Genomic DNA, 15,310 nt, shown 5'->3' with positions numbered 1-15,310 from the left:
ACCGGGAAGGGCGGGATTTCGCCCACACGAGTACCGTATGGAGTTGAAATGGGCGTTTTTTCCATGTTTCGCCGTAAGGCCAAGGACAGCGACGCGGCGTCGACCGCCGAGGCGCAGGCCGTCACGCTCACGGCTGATCCGGCGTCGGAGGACGTAGCGGGCACGGACGGGGCCGAGTCCCCGGCCGAGGCCGCAGAGGCCTCCACGACGGACGAGAAGGCCGTGGACCAGGCCGAGGAGACGGAGGCCGTCGCGACGGCCGAGGCCGCCGCGACGGAGAACGTGGAGATTCCGAAGCAGCAGTCCGCGAAGGAGGCCGCCGACAACGAGGCGGCCGACGAGGGCGCCCGTAAGTAGTCAGCGGTTCTTTAGCAATCCGCAGCAATCCGCCGCTTCAGTAGGCGGCAGTTTTCGCGAGGGAAGGTGGATCCATGGGCTTCCTGGACAACTTGAAAGCCAAGCTCAGCCCTGCCAAGGACAAGGTCTCCGGGCTCGCGCAGCAACACGGGGACAAGATCGACCAAGGTCTGGACAAGGCCGCGAAGGCGGTCGACGACAAGACCAAGGGCAAGTACAGCGACAAGATCCAGCAGGGCACGAGCAAGGCGAAGGACACTCTGGACCGCCTCTCCGGGCCGGGCGGCAAGGATGGCGGCACGCCGCCGACGCCGCCCCCGGCGTCCTGACGCCGATCCCTCCGCACCTGGCGGACGGCCGCGAAGCCCGAGGGCTTCGCGGCCGTCGCCGTGTTCCGGGCCGGGCTACGTCCAGGAGGCCACGAAGTAGCCCACTCCGTAGGGCGCGTCCTCGTACAGGAGACGGCCCGTGCCGTGGTCGCCGTGGTCCTGGCTCCAGGCTCCGGAGAGGAGCTGCCAGGGGGCGCGGCCGGAGATCTTCAGTTCGCCGGCGAGACCGGCGTCCAGCTGGGCCAGGTAGCCGTCCCGGTCGAGGGTGCGCAGCGCCTCGGCGATCCGCGCGTCCACCGCCTCGGCGCGCTCGTCCAGGTAGCCGGGGGCCTTCACCGTGCGGCAGGCGGTGCCGTCGCCCATGACCAGGAAGCCCACGCGCTCCGCGCCCGTGCGCCCCTCCGCGAGGCGCCACGCGCCGTCCAGGCCGGCGAAGGCGGAGGCGCCGCCCGTCACCTCGTAGCCGCGGGTTTCGCCCGTCCATCCCGCGCGCGCGAGCAGCCACGCGCCTACGGAGAGGGACGGCGGGAGCGTGATCCCGGCCGCCTCCGCGGACTCGTCCGGCACTCCGAGGCGCACGTCGAGGTCGACGCCGAAGGAGCGGAACGAGCCCCGGGCGCCCGAGGTGTGGACGCCCTGGTCCGGGCCCTCTCCGATCACCCACAGCAGATCCGGTGCGGCGGCGAGGACCGCGCCGATCGCCTCGTCGCAGGCCGCGCGCGCGGCGTCCAGCTCGGGGGCCGCGCCGGCGGCGACCTCGGGCACGAGCAGCGGCGGGCAGGGGCAGACGGCGGCGGCGACAAGCATGATCGTCAGCCTACTTGTCGCCTGCCCCCGTGCGGCAGTCGGCTTCTCGGCCGCCCGGGTGCGTCAGTCGACCGCGCAGCCGCTCGTGACCGCCGGCAGCGGCTCCGGCACGCCCACCTTGGGCAGGCCGAGCAGGACGCCCTGCTTCTTGTCCTGCTGTTCCTTGGTGCGCCGTTCCCAGGCGTCGCCCGCGCGCGTGGGGCGCACGTTCAGGACCGGGCCCTCGGCGAGCAGGTGGTGCGGGGCGGCGTAGGTGATCTCGACCGTGACGACGTCGCCGGGGCGGACCTCGCCGTCCGGCTTCGTGAAGTGGACCAGGCGGCTGTCGGGGGCGCGGCCGGAGAGGCGGTGCGTCGCGCCGTCCTTGCGGCCCTCGCCCTCGGCGACCATCAGCTCCAGGGTGCGGCCGACCTGCTTCTTGTTCTCCTCCCAGGAGATCTCCTCCTGGAGGGCGACGAGGCGCTCGTAGCGCGACTGCACGACCTCCTTGGGGATCTGCCCCTCCATGGTCGCGGCCGGGGTCCCGGGGCGCTTGGAGTACTGGAAGGTGAAGGCGTTGGCGAAGCGGGCCTCGCGCACGGCGTGCATCGTCTGCTCGAAGTCCTCCTCGGTCTCGCCGGGGAAGCCCACGATGATGTCGGTGGAGATCGCCGCGTCCGGCATGGCGGCGCGGACCTTGTCGATGATGCCGAGGAAACGCTCCTGGCGGTACGAGCGGCGCATCGCCTTGAGGACCGTGTCCGAGCCGGACTGCATCGGCATGTGGAGCTGCGGCATCACGTTCGGCGTCTCGGCCATGGCGGCGATCACGTCGTCGGTGAAGTCGCGCGGGTGCGGGGACGTGAAGCGCACGCGCTCCAGGCCCTCGATCTGCCCACAGGCGCGCAGCAGCTTGCTGAAGGCCTCGCGGTCGCCGATGTCGCTGCCGTACGCGTTCACGTTCTGGCCGAGCAGCGTGATCTCGGAGACGCCTTCGGCGACCAGGGCCTCGATCTCCGCGAGGATGTCGCCGGTCCTGCGGTCCTTCTCCTTGCCGCGCAGCGCGGGGACGATGCAGAAGGTGCAGGTGTTGTTGCAGCCGACCGAGATCGACACCCAGGCCGCGTACGCGCTCTCGCGGCGGGTCGGCAGCGTGGACGGGAAGGCTTCCAGGGATTCGGCGATCTCGACCTGCGCCTCCTCCTGGACGCGGGCGCGCTCCAGGAGGACGGGCAGTTTGCCGATGTTGTGCGTGCCGAAGACGACGTCCACCCAGGGCGCCTTCTTCACGATGGTGTCGCGGTCCTTCTGAGCGAGGCAGCCACCCACGGCGATCTGCATCCCCGGGCGCTGGGTCTTGCGCGGAGCGAGCCGGCCGAGGTTGCCGTACAGCTTGTTGTCCGCGTTCTCCCGCACCGCGCACGTGTTGAAGACCACGACGTCGGCGTCGCCGTCGGAGCCCTCGGGGGCGCGGACATAGCCCGCGCCTTCGAGGAGGCCCGACAGGCGCTCGGAGTCGTGGACGTTCATCTGGCACCCGTAGGTGAGTACTTCGTACGTCTTGGGGGGTTTGGGTGAACGGTCGTCCACGGCCGGACGCGGGTCGCTGCTGCTCATGACAACAAGGGTATGGGGTACACGGAGTCGCCCCTCACAGGGTCGCGGGCAGCGCCACGCCCTTCTCCGCCGCGGCCTGTGTCAGCTGCTGCCACACCTTGGGCGCGACCGGGATCCCGTTGGCGCCGCGCTCGTCCGCCGTGGCCGCGCTGCGCTCGCCCGGGTAGTGGACGCCCGCCGCGTCGTCCGCCGCGGGCAGCGCCTTGAGCGTGCCCAGGGTCGCTTCGACGTCCGCGAGGAAGCGGTCCGAGCCGCCGAACGCGGCAGGGTCGACGGCGATGAGCAGCGCGTTCTGGCGGTGCTTGCGGCCCGCCGGGTCGTCCGAGTGGAAGGCCGCGAAGATCGGGGCGCCGACCAGGACGCTGGTGAGCAGTTCGAAGGCGAGGGACATGCCCGAGCCCTTGGCGCCGCCCAGCGGGAGCGGCATGACCGCTTCCTCGGGGTCCGTGGTGGGGGTGCCGTCGGCGGTGGCGGCGGCACCCTCGGGCAGCGGGGTGCCGCTCGCCTTCGCCTGACGGATCTTGCCCAGGGCGATGGTGGCCGTCGCCATGTCGAGCAGCAGCGGCGCCCGGCCCTGCTCCGCGGAAGCGGGGACGGCTATGGCGAGCGGGCTGGTGGCGACGGCCGGGCCCTTGACTCCGGTGTAGCCCATGTTCGGCATGCCGGCGACGAAGCCGATGCCGACCAGACCGGCCTCGGCGATCTTCGCGACGTAGTAGCCGATGGCGCCCGTGTGCACGGTCTCCCGTACGCCGACGGACGCGATGCCGTTGGTCCGCGCGCGGGTCACCGCTTCCGCGGCCGCGGCGGTCAGGGCGACGGGTCCCGGGGCCCGGTCGGCGTCGAGGACGGCGGCCGCCGGCGCGGTGGAGGTGAGGGCGAGGTCGGGCGAGGCGTTGGCGACGCCTTTGGCGAGCAGGTCGAGGTAGGCGGGGACGCGGGCGATGCCGTGGGATTCGACGCCGCGCTGCGCGGCCCAGACGAACACGTCGGCCGTGGTGGCGGCGTGCTCGGCGCTCAGCCCGCCCTTTTCGAGCAGGGCGGCCGCGAAGGTGCGCAGTTCGGCCGCGGGGACGCGTACTTTCCCGGATGCAGCGGTCATGATGGCGGGTCCTTAGGAGTCCTTGGAGATCAGCGGGAGACGAGGACGTCGACGACGGCGGTGGTGCCCGCGGCCACGGCCTTGAGCGCCCGCTCCAGGGCGGCGGCGAGGGCATCGGGCGTGTCGACGGTCTCGGTGTGCATGCCGAACGGCTCGCCGAACGCGGCGAGGCGGGGCAGCCGGTGCAGGTCGGTGCCGAGCCACTCGCCTGTCTCGGCGGCGGCGCCGTCGGGGTAGAAGCGACGGTGGTTGAGGTTCATCGACTTGTAGACCCGGTTGTTGAACACCACGATGAGCAGCGGGAGTTCGTACGCCTTCGAAGCGTCGTACGACGGGATCACCGGGTTGTACGTGAAGGCGCCGTCGCCGACGGTGAGGACCACCGGCCGGTCCCGCTCGGCGAGTTTGACGCCGAGTGCGACCGCGATGCCCTGACCGAGTCCGCCCTGCACGTAGAAGTACGAGTCGGGGGCGGCGGTCTTCAGGTGACGCTTGACGACGCGGCTGTGCGTGATGGTCTCGTCGACGACGATGCCGTTCTGGCCGTCGAGCAGGCGGCGCAGGGTCGCGGCGACGAGGACCGGGTCGACGCCGTCGGTCTGTTCAGCGGCCCTGGTCTCGGCGCCGGCGATCGCGGCCTGTTCGGCCGCGAACCGTTCTTCCTGCGCCGTGCGCCGGACAGCGACGGCGGCGGGGTCGAGGTCCTTCGCCCGCTTGGCGAGCTGGCGCAGGGTGTTGGCCGTGTTGCCCTCCAAGTACCGGTCCGCGTACAGGACTTGGTAGGCGACGTGCGGTCGCTGCGGAACCTCGTCGAGCACGACGACCGTCGCCTTCGAGGGGCGGCGCGACGGCGGGTAGAACGGGGCGCGGCAGTTGACCAGGAGGATCAGGTCCGCCTCGTCCATCCAGGGCCCGATGTCGGCGCCCGCGTGGAGCGGGTGGGTGCGGGGGAAGTTGGCGCACACCGCCGAGTCCGGTTCGACGACCGGGAGCTGCCAGGCCTCGGCGAACGCGACGAGCGCCTCGTGTCCGCCCGTCTCGCGTCCGGCGGTCTCCGTGACGACCACCGGGTTCTTCGCCGTGCGCAGCAACGCGGCGACGGCGTCGGCCTCATCGGGCGAGCTGTGCGTGGAGCCGGGCGGGACGATCGGCTTGGCCTCCCGTCCGTCCCACTCCTCCAGGAGGACCTCAAGGGGGATGTTGAGGTACGCCGGACCGGCCGGTGCCCGCCGGGACAGCTCCGCCGCCCGCGTGATCATGGTCGGCAGGGTGTGCACGCTGGCCGCCTCGTTGGCCCACTTGGTGAACGGCTGCGCGACCGCGTGCGGCCCGCCGACGATCGACAGGTTGCGGTACCACTGGCCGCCCGGGTCCTGGCCGGGCCCGTCGCCGTACGTCGTGGACTCGGAGGACGAGACCACCATCGGGACCCCGGCGAGCAGCGCCCCGTGGACCGCCATCGCGCCCTGCAGCAGGCCCGGGGCCGCGTGCAGGAGGACGCCCTGGGGGCGGCGCGTGAGCAGGCCGTAGCCGGTGGCCATGCCCGCGGCGACGGTCTCGTGCGTGAGGTCGAGGTAGCGCGGGGCCGGGAGTCCGTCGCGGTGGTGGCGGGCGAGGGACTCCCAGACCGGGGCCCATTCGGAGCCCGAGGAGCAGAAGAGGTAGTCGGCGCCGACGGCGTTGAAGGCGGACACCAGAGCGTCCCCGCCGTCGGCGCCCGGAGTGGAGTGCGTGGTCTTCATCTCTGGTGCGTCCATCGCAGGTGGTTCCTCAGCCCTCGATCGGCCAGTTCAGGACCTCGGCGATCCCGCGGCCCATGATCCATTCGAGCTCGTCGGGGGTGAAGTCCCAGTGCTTGGTGAACTGTTCGATGGTGTCGGTGTACGTGATGCCGTGGCCGGTCAGGCGCGTGATGTCGGTGCCGTAGAAGCAGCGCCGCGGGCCCATCTTGTCGACCATCTCGCGCACGTACTTCTCGATGTTCGTGTTCGGGAAGGGCTGCGTGGAGTAGCCGGGCAGCGCCGAGAGCTTGACGTAGATGTTGGGGTGCTCGTGCAGGTCGGCGGTCTCCTGCACCCAGTAGCCGATCGCGTCGTCGACGCAGCGGGCCATGATGCCCATGTGGTCGATGATGATCTTCAGGCCGGGGTGGCGGCCCGCTATCTCGCCCAGCTCCCGCTTCCAGATGGGCGCGTGGACCATCGTCGGGACGTTCAGTTCCTCGGCGACCGGCCAGTACCAGTCGTTGGTGCCGTCGATCATCCAGTTGCGGTCGATGGGCCGGTGGAAGGTGAGGCGGGTCCCCTTGACGTGCGGGTTCTGGGCGAAGTCGGCGAGCATCGCCTTGCCCTCTTCGGGCTTGTTCTGCGGGATGCGGGCCATGATGCCGAAGCGGTCCGGGTGGGCTTCGCAGGCTTCGAGCGCGTAGTCGATGCGGTCGCCCTCCCAGGACGGCGGCAGGATCAGGGCCCGGTTGACGCCGGCCTCGTCCATCAGCTCCAGCGCCTCCTCGTACGAGAAGGGGTCCTCGCGGTGGCCGTTGAGGCGGATGCGCTCGCGGGCGCCGGGGACCCAGGGGCGGTCCGGGGTCTCTTCCTTCCAGATGTGGATCTGGGTGTCGACGACGAACATTGCGTGGCTTCTCTCTGCCGAAGGAGGTTCTGCTGAAGGGGGCCGGGCGGTGCTGCGAGATCGACGTTAGGCGGGCTCGGCGGCCTTGCGGAGAGCTGGACGCGCAAGCAGTTCTTGCGCGAAAAGCCGCAGTACGCAGGGGAGTTCAGGGCCGCTGGAACACCGCGTCCGTGATGTGTTCGGCGATCGCCATGGACGCCGTCGCGGCGGGCGAGGGCGCGTTGCGCACGGCCGTGATCCGGCCGACCCGGTGGATGCGGAAGTCGTCGACGAGGGTGCCGTCGCGGTCCAGCGCCTGGGCGCGCACGCCGGCGCCGCCGCGCACGACGTCGTGGACGCCGACGCCGGGGACGTACAGCTTCGCGTCCTTCATGAACGCGGCGGCGCTGAACGAGCCGCGGTACTCCTTGACGCCGGTGCGCCAGTGCTGTGCGGCCATCCGCCAGGTGCCGGGGTAGGCGGCGATGCCGAGCAGGTCGCGGGGCGAGATCCGGCTGCGCCGGTAGCCCTCTCTGGCGAGGGCGAGGACCGCGTTCGGGCCGACCTCGACCGAGCCGTCGACGCGCGGGGTGAAGTGCACGCCGAGGAACGGGTAGCGGGGGTCGGGCACCGGGTAGAGCAGCCCGCGCACCAGCTCTCGTTTCTCCGGCTTGAGCAGCATGTACTCGCCCCGGAACGGGATGATCCGCGGCTCCTGCCCGTCCTCGGCGAGCCGGGCGACGGCGTCCGACTGGAGGCCCGCGCACAGGATCAGCCGGTCGACCCGTACGCGATCCCGGCCGGACGCCACCTCGATGCCGCCGGGCACGGTGGTCAGGCCGGTCACGGGGAAGCCCAGGCGCAGCTCTCCCCCGGCCGCGGCGATGTCCTTGGCGAACTCCCGGGCGATCGCCGGGTAGTCGGTGATCGCGGTGCGCGGGGAGTGCAGGGCCGCGAGTCCGCCGGCGTGCGGCTCCAGCTCCTTGATCTCGTCCCGGGAGACCTTGCGCAGGTCGGGCACGTGATTGCTCTTGGCCCGCTCGTAGAGGGCGTCCATGCGGCCGAGTTCGTCCTCGCGCACCGCCATGACGAGCTTGCCGATCTCGCGGTAGGGCAGCTCCCGGTCCTGGCAGTACTCGCGCAGCAGAGCGACGCCGCGTACGGTCAGGTCCGCCTTGAGGCTGCCGGGCGCGTAGTAGATGCCCGCGTGCACGACGCCGGAGTTGTGGCCGGTCTGGTGGCGCGCGACCTCGTCCTCCTTGTCGAGGACGAGCACACGGGTGCCGGGGCGGCGCGAGGCGATCTCTCGGGCGGTGGCGAGGCCCAGGATGCCCGCGCCCACGACGCCGATCGTTTCGTCGGCCAACGTCCGCCTCCTTTCTGGGAGTTGCTGGGAGTTGCCGAGGCTGCTGCTGATTGCCTGCCAGACGGCTTACCCGCCGAAGTGGATGGCGACCGTCTTGACCCTGGTGTAGAAGTGCAGCGCCTCCGTGCCCTGCTCCTTGAACGGGGAGCCGGAGTCGTGGAAGCCGCCGAAGGGGTGGTGCACGTCCCAGCCCGGGGTGGTGAGGTTCACGGCGATCTGGCCGCACTCGGCCTCGTCGGCGAAGCGGTGGGCGGCATGGAGGTCGCGGGTGAACACCGCCGCCGCGAGACCGAAGTCCGAGTCGTTGACGGCGGCGATCGCCTCGTCGAGGGAGTCGACGACCCGCAGCGCGAGCACCGGGCCGAACACCTCCTCGCGCCAGATGGCGTGCTCGGCGGTGACGTCGCCGAGGACCGTCGGGTTGACGTAGCAGCCGTGGGCCAGCTCGCCCGCGGTCGGCACGTCACCGCCGGCCAGCACCTTCGCGCCCTGCTTGACGGCGCCCTCGATGTGCCCGACGACGCTGTCCCGCTGCCGCGCGCTGGACAGGGGCCCCACGCCCGTCCCCTCCTCGAGCGGGGGCCCCGGCCGGATTCCCGCCACTTCGTCGAGCAGCAGCCGGGTGAACTCCTCGGCCACGGCCCGCTCGACCACGACCCGGCTGGTCGCGGTGCAGCGCTGCCCGGCCTGCCCGAAGGAGGCGGCGGCGACGGTGCGCGCGGCCTTGGCGAGGTCGGCGTCGGCGAGTACGACCGAGGCGTTCTTGCCGCCGAGTTCGCCCTGGAAGCGGATGTTGCGGGTGGCGAAGGCGGTGCGCAGCGCGTCGCCGACGGTGTTGCTGCCGGTGAACGTGACGGCGGCGATCCGCTCGTCGCCGAGCAGTGCCTCGCTGATCTGCGCCGTACGGCCCGTGACGACGTTCAGGACCCCGGCCGGCAGGCCCGCGTCGTGCAGCGCCCGCGCCAGGTGCAGCCCGGAGAGCGGGGTCTCGGTGGCGGGCTTGAGAACAGCCGCGTTGCCGGCGGCGAGGGCCGGGGCGAGCTTGCGGGCCGGGGTGATCAGCGGGTCGTTCCACGGTGTGATCGCCAGGACGACACCGAGCGGCTCCTGCTGGGCGCTGGTGCGGGTGTCGGGGCGGGCGTCGTTCAGCAGCGTGCCGTAGCCGCCCCGGCCCACGAGAAGCCCGTAGTACTCGAGGAAGTCGGCGGCCTTGAGGGCCTCGCCGTGCGCCTCGGCCCAGGTCTTGCCGTTCTCGGTGACGATGTCCACGGCGATGTCGGCGGCGCGCTCGCGCAGCAGGGCGGCCGCCCGGGTCAGGACGGTGGCGCGGCCCAGCGGGCCGGTGCGCTTCCAGCGGGCGAAGCCGCGCTCGGCGTGGTCGTAGGCGCGGGTCACGTCGGCGGGGGCGAGCGCGGGGACGCGGAAGGCGGGGGTGCGCAGATCGGCCGGGTTCTGTACGTCGATCCACTCGCCGGGGGCCACCCACTCCCCGCCCACCAGGGTTTCCACGGAACGCATCTGGATCACTTCTTTCGGCTGTGTCGGAACCGGAACGTACGACACACCACGTGGCGCTGCGCCGGGCAGATCCGGGGAGGCAGTCATTGGTTGCGCGGCGTGCGGGCCGTCGGCATCGTGATCCGTGCTGGAATCGACGCTCCGCTGAACTGGAACTGTTTGCTGAGGGAGCTGTGCCGTGGCGTACGCCGTCTTTGCCCACTACCGCTGTGATGCCGCTGATGCGGAAGCGGTGCGGGATGCCTTGTTGAAGATGCGGGAGTACACGCGGGAGGAACCCGCGAATGTGACGTATGAGGTGCACGCGGAGGCGGAGCGGCCCGGCGGGTTCGTGTTGTACGAGGTGTACGAGGACCGGGCGGGCTTCGACGCGCATGGCGCTGCCGCGCATTTCGAGGAGTTGATCCTGGGCGTGGTCCGGCCCAAGCTGACTGAGCGGACGGTGACGTTCGCCGAGGTGTTGTGACCCGAGCGGCACATGAGGCCGGGAAACCCCCGCGGGGTTTCCCGGCCTCCCCCGGGTTCGGGGTCAGAACTCGTTGCCCCAGACGTAGCGCGCCAGCGTCTCCACCAGGACCAGCTTGCGGCGCTGGTTCTCGGCCGTGGTGAGCGGGCGCGTCGGCACGTCCGCGAAGCCGCGGGACGGGGAGAGGGCGGCGTCCTCCAGGTCCTTCAACTCCCCCGCGGTGTCGAGTCGTTCGAGGACCGTGTCGATGTCCTCCAGTTCGGCCCCGGCGGCGTCCACCACGCCGAAGCACACGTCGCGGTCCTCCGGCAGGGCGCGTACGAGGTCGAGTTCCGCGGCGGAGCCATGCAGCAGCGGGAGTACCCAGCGGTCGGCGGGGACTTGCGTGTACAGGCGTTCCGCCTTGGCGCGGTCGACCGCGGCCGGCGGCGTCGCGCCGGGGAAGAGACCGATGCGGACGCCCTCGGGGCGGGTGTCGAGGAGGACGGCCGGCGCGTCGACCGCCAGCGCGTCGGCGAACGAGAGCGCGCCGACCGGTGTCTCGTCCGGACCCGTCGCCGCGAGCAGCAGGGGGTTGTCGAGCTGGATCAGCCGGGCTCCGGCGTCGACGAGACGGCCGATCTCCGCCTGAACGATCTCGGCGAAGGCTTCCCCCAAGTCCCGGGCGGAGAAGGGCGATTCGGCGCTGTGCAGGGTCGCCGCGAGGTAGGACGGCGCGGGCAGCGTGACCTTGGGCGCGATGACCGTCAGTTCCGTGAGGCGATTCACGCGGTCAACGGCCGGCGATCCTTCGGCTTTCGGCAGGGACTCGGCGATCCGGACCGGCAGGCCGTCGGGGGCGTGGGTACGACGAATGCCGCTGACGGCGTCGAGGACGACATCACGGGCGTCCTCGTACGGGAAACCGCCGTCGGTGACGACCGTGGAGCGCAGTCTGCGCTGGTAGGTGACCCCCTCGACGAGCGCCGCGTCCAGGGACTCGGCGTCGGCGCGGTCCAGGCCCACCGGGCGGACCAGGCTGCCGAGGTGGTCGATGCGGTAGTTGAACGTGTCCGCCACGGTCAGGCCTCCTTCGAGGCAGGGGAGGCAGGAGTGCCGGCTACGCCCCACGCCGCGAACTCCAGCTCGTAGCCGAGGGACTTGAGCACCTCCTCGGCGATCACCTGGTCCTCGTCGGCGGTGCCGCCCGCGATGCCGAGCCCGCCGATGATCTCGCCGTCCTTCTTGATCGTCAGGCTGCCCTCGGTGGCCATGATCGGCATGGCGGCGCCCGGCAGTTGGGACAGCTGGGAGAAGAAGACCGGCTGGCTCTCCTGCCACTTCTTCAGCATCTTTCCCGGGCGTTGCATGACGGCGGCCGTGTACGCCTTGGCGCGGGCGATGTCCGGGGTGAGCGGGCGCGCGCCGTCGGGCCGGCGCACGGCGACGACGAAGCCGCCCGCGTCCACGACGGCGACGCTGACCGCCTTGCCGATCTCCTGGGCGCGCCGGTGGGCGGCGACGATGATCTCTTCTGCGGCGTCGAGCGTGAGGGCGGCGGTCATACGGCTTCCTTAGGGGCGGTGAGGGTGCGGCGCAGGCGGGCTATGGCCGCGTTGTACTTCTGCGGTGTCTCCCAGTACATGGAGTGCGGGGCGCCTTCGACGATCTCCAGGTGGGAGCCGTCGAGGAGTTCGTGGGCGCGCGTCACGGTCTTGACGCTCAGCACCGCGTCCTTCTGGCCCGCGAGGAACGCGACGCGGACGCCGGAGGCGGTGATGTCGGCGAGGGTCGGGCCGTCGGTGTCGAGGTTGCGCAGGTCGGCCATCTTGGCGACGTTGAAGGTGCCCATCTGCTGGAAAAGGAAGGTGAGATCGGGCCGCGTGGCCTGGAACTCCTTTGTCAACAGGCGGTCGATGACGGGGAGTTCGACGGCCTCGGCGCGGTCGGCGGCGGCGAGTTCGGTCAGCTCGGGGTGGGCGATGCCGCCGAGCGAGTGGCCGAGGACGACGGAGGCGACGCGGTCGGGGCGGGCGAGGCCCGCGCGCAGGGCGGCGACGGAGCCGATGGACTGGCCCACCAGCATCGCGTCGCGGATGTCCTCCTTGTCGAGGACGGCGACGACGTCACCGGGGAAGTCCTGCCCGTCGAACTCGGGCATGGAGGAGTCGGACTTCCCGAAGCCGCGCAGGTCGAGGGTGAGGACCGTGAACTCGGCGCGCAGCGCGGCTACTTGCTGCCACCAGGCGGCGTGGTGTCCGCCGGACCCGTGCACGAAGAGGATCGCCGGGCCGCTGCCGTGGCGTTCGTAGTAGAGGGAGGTGCCGTCGTCGGAGTCGGCGTAGGGCATGGAGGTAACTCCTCGTGGCAGCGGCTCAGTTGGGGCGCTTGGCGTGGTGGACGAGCTCGATCATGGTGTGGTCGGGGTCGTGGATGTAGCAGAACTTCGACTGGTTCTCGGGGCGCTGGATCGGGCGCGTGTGCCGGATGCCGAGCTCCTTGAGGTGGGCGAGGAAGTCGTCCCAGTCGTCGACCTCGACGGCGAAGTGATAGGGCGCCATGCGCTCCATCTCCTCGACCGGGGTGAAGTGCAGATCGAAGTTGCCGCGGGTCAGCAGCACCACGCGGGTGTTGGACTTCGGCATGATCCGCTTCATCCCGAAGACCTTCGTGTACCACTCGGCGGTCCGGTCGGGGTCGGTGGTGGGGAAGTTGACGTGGTGGATGTAGCGGGGTTCTTTGCTCACGACGGGGGACCTTCCTGGATGACGGGGTTGGAGAGCACGCCGATGCCGTCGATCTCGATGTCGACGGTGTCCCCGGGTGCGAGCGCGCAGACGGACTCGGCGCCCATCCACAGCACGTCGCCGGGGTGCAGCGTCAGGTGCCGGCTCATCTCGACGAGGTAGTCGTACGGGTCGAAGACCATGTCGCCGGTGGGGAACTCGGCGCGGACCTCGCCGTTGACGCGCAGCGTCGTGGTCGTGGTCCGGGCGAGCGGGTCGGCGTCGGTCTCGATCCAGGGGCCCATCGGCTTGAACGTGTCGCTGTTCTTGGCGCGCCAGAACGTGCGGTCCTCGTGCTGCCAGGTGCGGGCGCTGACGTCGTTGCCGACGGTCCAGCCGAAGATGCCCGCGCGCGCTTCGTCGTACGAGGCGTGGCGCAGCGTCGTCCCGATGACGGCGACGAGTTCGGGCTCGGCCTCGAAGCGGCCGGTGACGCCGTGCGGCCTGATGATGGGTGAACCGTGGCCGGTGAGCGCGTTGTTGGCGCGGTAGCCGACCTCCGGGCGCTTCGGCGTCCCGGCTTTCGCGTGGGCGATGTGGCGCGGGTAGTTGAAGCCGACGGCGTAGAAGACGGGCGGGACCACCGGGGGCAGCCAGGTCGCCCGGGCGGCCGGGATCGAGCCGATGACGGTCGGCGAGCCGGCGATGGGCGAGCTGGACAGCAGCGCGATCGTGCCGCCGTCCGCCTCCGCCCTTCCCCACAGGGGCACCCCCTGTACCCGCACGCGTGCGTATCTCATGGCGTTCAGCCCGCCAGCAGGTGGGAGACGCGCTTGGTGACGAGGTAGGAGTCGAGCGCCTCGGGGCCGCCTTCCCTGCCGTAGCCGCTGTCCTTCACGCCGCCGGACGGTGCTTCGTGCACGGAGCCGCCGCAGTGGTTGATCGAGAGGATCCCGGCCTCCAGCTCCGCGGAGAGCTTCTCGGCGGTGGCCGCGGAGTCGGTGAAGCCGTACGCGGCGAGCCCGAACGGCAGGGAGTTCGCGACGGCCAGCGCGGAGTCCAGGTCGCTGAAGGGCACGATCGGCGCGAGCGGCGCGAACGGCTCCTCGGACATGACCTGCGCGTCTGCCGCTACGTCGGTCAGCACGGTCGGCGCGAAGAAGTATCCGGCCCGGTCGGCGCGCAGGCCGCCGGTGCGCACGGTGGCGCCGCGGCGCACGGCGTCGGCGGTCAGGCGCTCGGCGGCGGCGAGGCGGCGCTCGTTGGCGAGCGGGCCCATGGTGGTGGCCGCGTCGAGGCCGTCGCCGACCACCAGCGCCTCGGTCGCCTTCACGAACGCGGCGGTGAAGTCCTCGTAGCGGCTCTCATGGACGAGGAAGCGGCTGGGCGAGGTGCACACCTGCCCGGCGTTGAAGAACTTGGCGCGGGCCGCACTGCGCGCGGCCCGCGCCGGGTCGGCGTCCGCGCAGACGATGACCGGGGCGTGTCCGCCCAGCTCCATCAGGGACGGCTTCATGACCTCGCCCGCCTTGGCCGCGAGCAGCTTGCCGACGGGGACGGAGCCGGTGAACGCGACGAGACGGGTGACCGGGGAGGCGATCAACCGGGCCGATACGTCGGCCGGTTCGCCGAACACGAGGTTGAGGACGCCTGCGGGCAGGCCCGCGTCGGTGTAGCAGGCCACCAGGGCGGCGGCCGTCGCGGGTGTCTCCTCCGATCCCTTGATGATCATCGAGCAGCCGGCGGCCAGGGCGGAGGAGATCTTCCGGTTGGGGCCGCCCACGGGGAAGTTCCACGGCACGAACGCGGCCACGGGTCCGATCGGTTCGCGGCGCACGGACAGCAGCGTGCCGGGGGCGGCGGGGATGGTCCGGCCATAGGCGCGCCGGGCGTCCTCGATGTGCCAGCGCAGCGTGTCCGCGGTCCGCGTGGCCTCGCCGACCGCCTCCTTGAGGGGCTTGCCCTGCTCCAGGGTCATGCCGCGGCCGATGTCGGCGGCGCGCTCCGCGATCAGGTCGGCGGCGCGATGAAGGATCTCGCTGCGGCGGGTGACGGGGGTGCTCCGCCAGGTGCGGAAACCTTGTTCGGCGGCGTCGAGTGCGTCGTCCAGGTCGGCGGTGGTGGCGAGGGGGACGGTGCCGATGACTTCTTCGGTGGCCGGGTTCATGACGGGGGCGGTCTTGTGACCGGCCGCGTCGCGCCATTCGCCGGCTATGTGGAGGCGGGCGGAGGGATAGTCGGGGGCGGTACTCATAGAGGCCTCTCTTCGTGGCGGAATCCGGGGCGGCCCCGGCCCCGTGGCAGATCACCGGTGCCGGATGCCAACAAACCCAGCCCCTCCAGCGCCTGAGGAGCGAGGACCGGGGCGAAACCCGAGGACAGATCACCGGTGCCGGATGCCAACAAACCCAGCCCCTCCAGCGCCTGAGGAGCGAGGACCGGGGCGAAACCCGA

General features: G+C 71.4%; 17 protein-coding genes. 3 read left to right on the top strand and 14 right to left on the bottom strand.

Annotated features, from left to right (window positions below):
* Nucleotides 1-63 precede the first annotated feature (63 nt).
* Together AB0J02_RS34440 and AB0J02_RS34435 are read left to right on the top strand one after the other, a co-directional pair.
* Nucleotides 64-357: a hypothetical protein gene (locus AB0J02_RS34440; RefSeq protein WP_363197773.1), complete on the top strand. Its 294-nt coding sequence runs from the start codon at nt 64-66 to the stop codon at nt 355-357.
* Nucleotides 358-431: 74 nt separating this feature from the next.
* The gene (locus AB0J02_RS34435) at nt 432-686 is read left to right on the top strand and encodes an antitoxin (RefSeq protein WP_363197772.1); all 255 of its coding nucleotides are present in this window, start codon (nt 432-434) and stop codon (nt 684-686) included.
* Nucleotides 687-761: 75 nt separating this feature from the next.
* Here the strand turns inward: AB0J02_RS34435 and AB0J02_RS34430 are convergent, their stop codons facing one another.
* The 7 genes from AB0J02_RS34430 to AB0J02_RS34400 form a co-directional block, all read right to left on the bottom strand.
* Nucleotides 762-1,493 (bottom strand): class III extradiol dioxygenase subunit B-like domain-containing protein, encoded by a 732-nt coding sequence (locus AB0J02_RS34430; RefSeq protein ID WP_363197771.1) that lies wholly within the window; start codon nt 1,491-1,493, stop codon nt 762-764.
* A gap of 63 nt (nt 1,494-1,556) precedes the next feature.
* Nucleotides 1,557-3,089: a tRNA (N6-isopentenyl adenosine(37)-C2)-methylthiotransferase MiaB gene (gene miaB / locus AB0J02_RS34425; protein ID WP_363197770.1), complete on the bottom strand. Its 1,533-nt coding sequence runs from the start codon at nt 3,087-3,089 to the stop codon at nt 1,557-1,559.
* Nucleotides 3,090-3,123: 34 nt separating this feature from the next.
* Entirely contained in the window at nt 3,124-4,191 is a 1,068-nt protein-coding gene (locus AB0J02_RS34420; protein ID WP_363197769.1) for an Ldh family oxidoreductase, read from the bottom strand.
* 29 nt (nt 4,192-4,220) lie between these two features.
* The gene (locus AB0J02_RS34415) at nt 4,221-5,948 is read right to left on the bottom strand and encodes a thiamine pyrophosphate-dependent enzyme (protein WP_363197768.1); all 1,728 of its coding nucleotides are present in this window, start codon (nt 5,946-5,948) and stop codon (nt 4,221-4,223) included.
* Between the two features lie 13 nt (nt 5,949-5,961).
* The gene (locus AB0J02_RS34410; RefSeq protein WP_363197767.1) at nt 5,962-6,822 is read right to left on the bottom strand and encodes an amidohydrolase family protein; all 861 of its coding nucleotides are present in this window, start codon (nt 6,820-6,822) and stop codon (nt 5,962-5,964) included.
* Between the two features lie 145 nt (nt 6,823-6,967).
* Nucleotides 6,968-8,167: an L-2-hydroxyglutarate oxidase gene (gene lhgO / locus AB0J02_RS34405; protein ID WP_363197766.1), complete on the bottom strand. Its 1,200-nt coding sequence runs from the start codon at nt 8,165-8,167 to the stop codon at nt 6,968-6,970.
* 66 nt (nt 8,168-8,233) lie between these two features.
* The gene (locus AB0J02_RS34400) at nt 8,234-9,685 is read right to left on the bottom strand and encodes an aldehyde dehydrogenase family protein (protein ID WP_363197765.1); all 1,452 of its coding nucleotides are present in this window, start codon (nt 9,683-9,685) and stop codon (nt 8,234-8,236) included.
* Between the two features lie 178 nt (nt 9,686-9,863).
* On the opposite strand from AB0J02_RS34400, the gene AB0J02_RS34395 reads away from it, so the two are divergent.
* Entirely contained in the window at nt 9,864-10,151 is a 288-nt protein-coding gene (locus AB0J02_RS34395; RefSeq protein WP_363197764.1) for an antibiotic biosynthesis monooxygenase, read from the top strand.
* Between the two features lie 63 nt (nt 10,152-10,214).
* Here AB0J02_RS34395 and AB0J02_RS34390 read toward each other — a convergent pair whose 3' ends face one another.
* From AB0J02_RS34390 to AB0J02_RS34360, 7 genes are all read right to left on the bottom strand, one after another.
* Entirely contained in the window at nt 10,215-11,210 is a 996-nt protein-coding gene (locus AB0J02_RS34390) for a methionine synthase II (cobalamin-independent)-like protein (protein ID WP_363197763.1), read from the bottom strand.
* A gap of 2 nt (nt 11,211-11,212) precedes the next feature.
* Nucleotides 11,213-11,695 (bottom strand): heme-binding protein, encoded by a 483-nt coding sequence (locus tag AB0J02_RS34385; protein WP_363197762.1) that lies wholly within the window; start codon nt 11,693-11,695, stop codon nt 11,213-11,215.
* A complete protein-coding gene (locus AB0J02_RS34380) occupies nt 11,692-12,480 on the bottom strand; it encodes an alpha/beta hydrolase (protein WP_363197761.1) in 789 nt (262 codons plus the stop codon). The genes AB0J02_RS34385 and AB0J02_RS34380 overlap by 4 nt, the downstream gene beginning before the upstream one ends.
* A 25-nt stretch (nt 12,481-12,505) precedes the next feature.
* Complete coding sequence (locus tag AB0J02_RS34375; protein ID WP_363197760.1) at nt 12,506-12,877, bottom strand: VOC family protein; 372 nt, start codon at nt 12,875-12,877, stop codon at nt 12,506-12,508.
* The gene (locus AB0J02_RS34370) at nt 12,874-13,656 is read right to left on the bottom strand and encodes a fumarylacetoacetate hydrolase family protein (protein WP_363197759.1); all 783 of its coding nucleotides are present in this window, start codon (nt 13,654-13,656) and stop codon (nt 12,874-12,876) included. The genes AB0J02_RS34375 and AB0J02_RS34370 overlap by 4 nt, the downstream gene beginning before the upstream one ends.
* 5 nt (nt 13,657-13,661) lie before the next feature.
* Nucleotides 13,662-15,110 (bottom strand): NAD-dependent succinate-semialdehyde dehydrogenase, encoded by a 1,449-nt coding sequence (locus tag AB0J02_RS34365; protein ID WP_363197758.1) that lies wholly within the window; start codon nt 15,108-15,110, stop codon nt 13,662-13,664.
* The coding region (locus AB0J02_RS34360) for a hypothetical protein (protein ID WP_363197757.1) at nt 15,107-15,310 on the bottom strand (204 nt) is incomplete at its 5' end. The genes AB0J02_RS34360 and AB0J02_RS34365, both read right to left, overlap by 4 nt.

It is taken from the genome of Streptomyces sp. NPDC050264 (assembly GCF_040655895.1).
Classification (GTDB): domain Bacteria; phylum Actinomycetota; class Actinomycetes; order Streptomycetales; family Streptomycetaceae; genus Streptomyces.
The sequence above is the reverse complement of the archived record's forward strand: the minus strand, read 5'-3'. Positions and strand labels throughout refer to the sequence as shown.

Excerpts from the sequence above, each read along its gene's own strand:
- AB0J02_RS34410 (WP_363197767.1), bottom strand. The coding sequence starts at position 6,822 with ATGTTCGTCGTCGACACCCAGATCCACATCTGGAAGGAAGAGACCCCG.
- AB0J02_RS34385 (WP_363197762.1), bottom strand. The coding sequence starts at position 11,695 with ATGACCGCCGCCCTCACGCTCGACGCCGCAGAAGAGATCATCGTCGCC.
- miaB (WP_363197770.1), bottom strand. The coding sequence starts at position 3,089 with ATGAGCAGCAGCGACCCGCGTCCGGCCGTGGACGACCGTTCACCCAAA.
- AB0J02_RS34380 (WP_363197761.1), bottom strand. The coding sequence starts at position 12,480 with ATGCCCTACGCCGACTCCGACGACGGCACCTCCCTCTACTACGAACGC.
- AB0J02_RS34370 (WP_363197759.1), bottom strand. The coding sequence starts at position 13,656 with ATGAGATACGCACGCGTGCGGGTACAGGGGGTGCCCCTGTGGGGAAGG.
- AB0J02_RS34400 (WP_363197765.1), bottom strand. The coding sequence starts at position 9,685 with ATGCGTTCCGTGGAAACCCTGGTGGGCGGGGAGTGGGTGGCCCCCGGC.
- AB0J02_RS34440 (WP_363197773.1), top strand. The coding sequence starts at position 64 with ATGTTTCGCCGTAAGGCCAAGGACAGCGACGCGGCGTCGACCGCCGAG.
- AB0J02_RS34415 (WP_363197768.1), bottom strand. The coding sequence starts at position 5,948 with ATGGACGCACCAGAGATGAAGACCACGCACTCCACTCCGGGCGCCGAC.
- AB0J02_RS34420 (WP_363197769.1), bottom strand. The coding sequence starts at position 4,191 with ATGACCGCTGCATCCGGGAAAGTACGCGTCCCCGCGGCCGAACTGCGC.
- AB0J02_RS34430 (WP_363197771.1), bottom strand. The coding sequence starts at position 1,493 with ATGCTTGTCGCCGCCGCCGTCTGCCCCTGCCCGCCGCTGCTCGTGCCC.
- AB0J02_RS34435 (WP_363197772.1), top strand. The coding sequence starts at position 432 with ATGGGCTTCCTGGACAACTTGAAAGCCAAGCTCAGCCCTGCCAAGGAC.
- AB0J02_RS34365 (WP_363197758.1), bottom strand. The coding sequence starts at position 15,110 with ATGAGTACCGCCCCCGACTATCCCTCCGCCCGCCTCCACATAGCCGGC.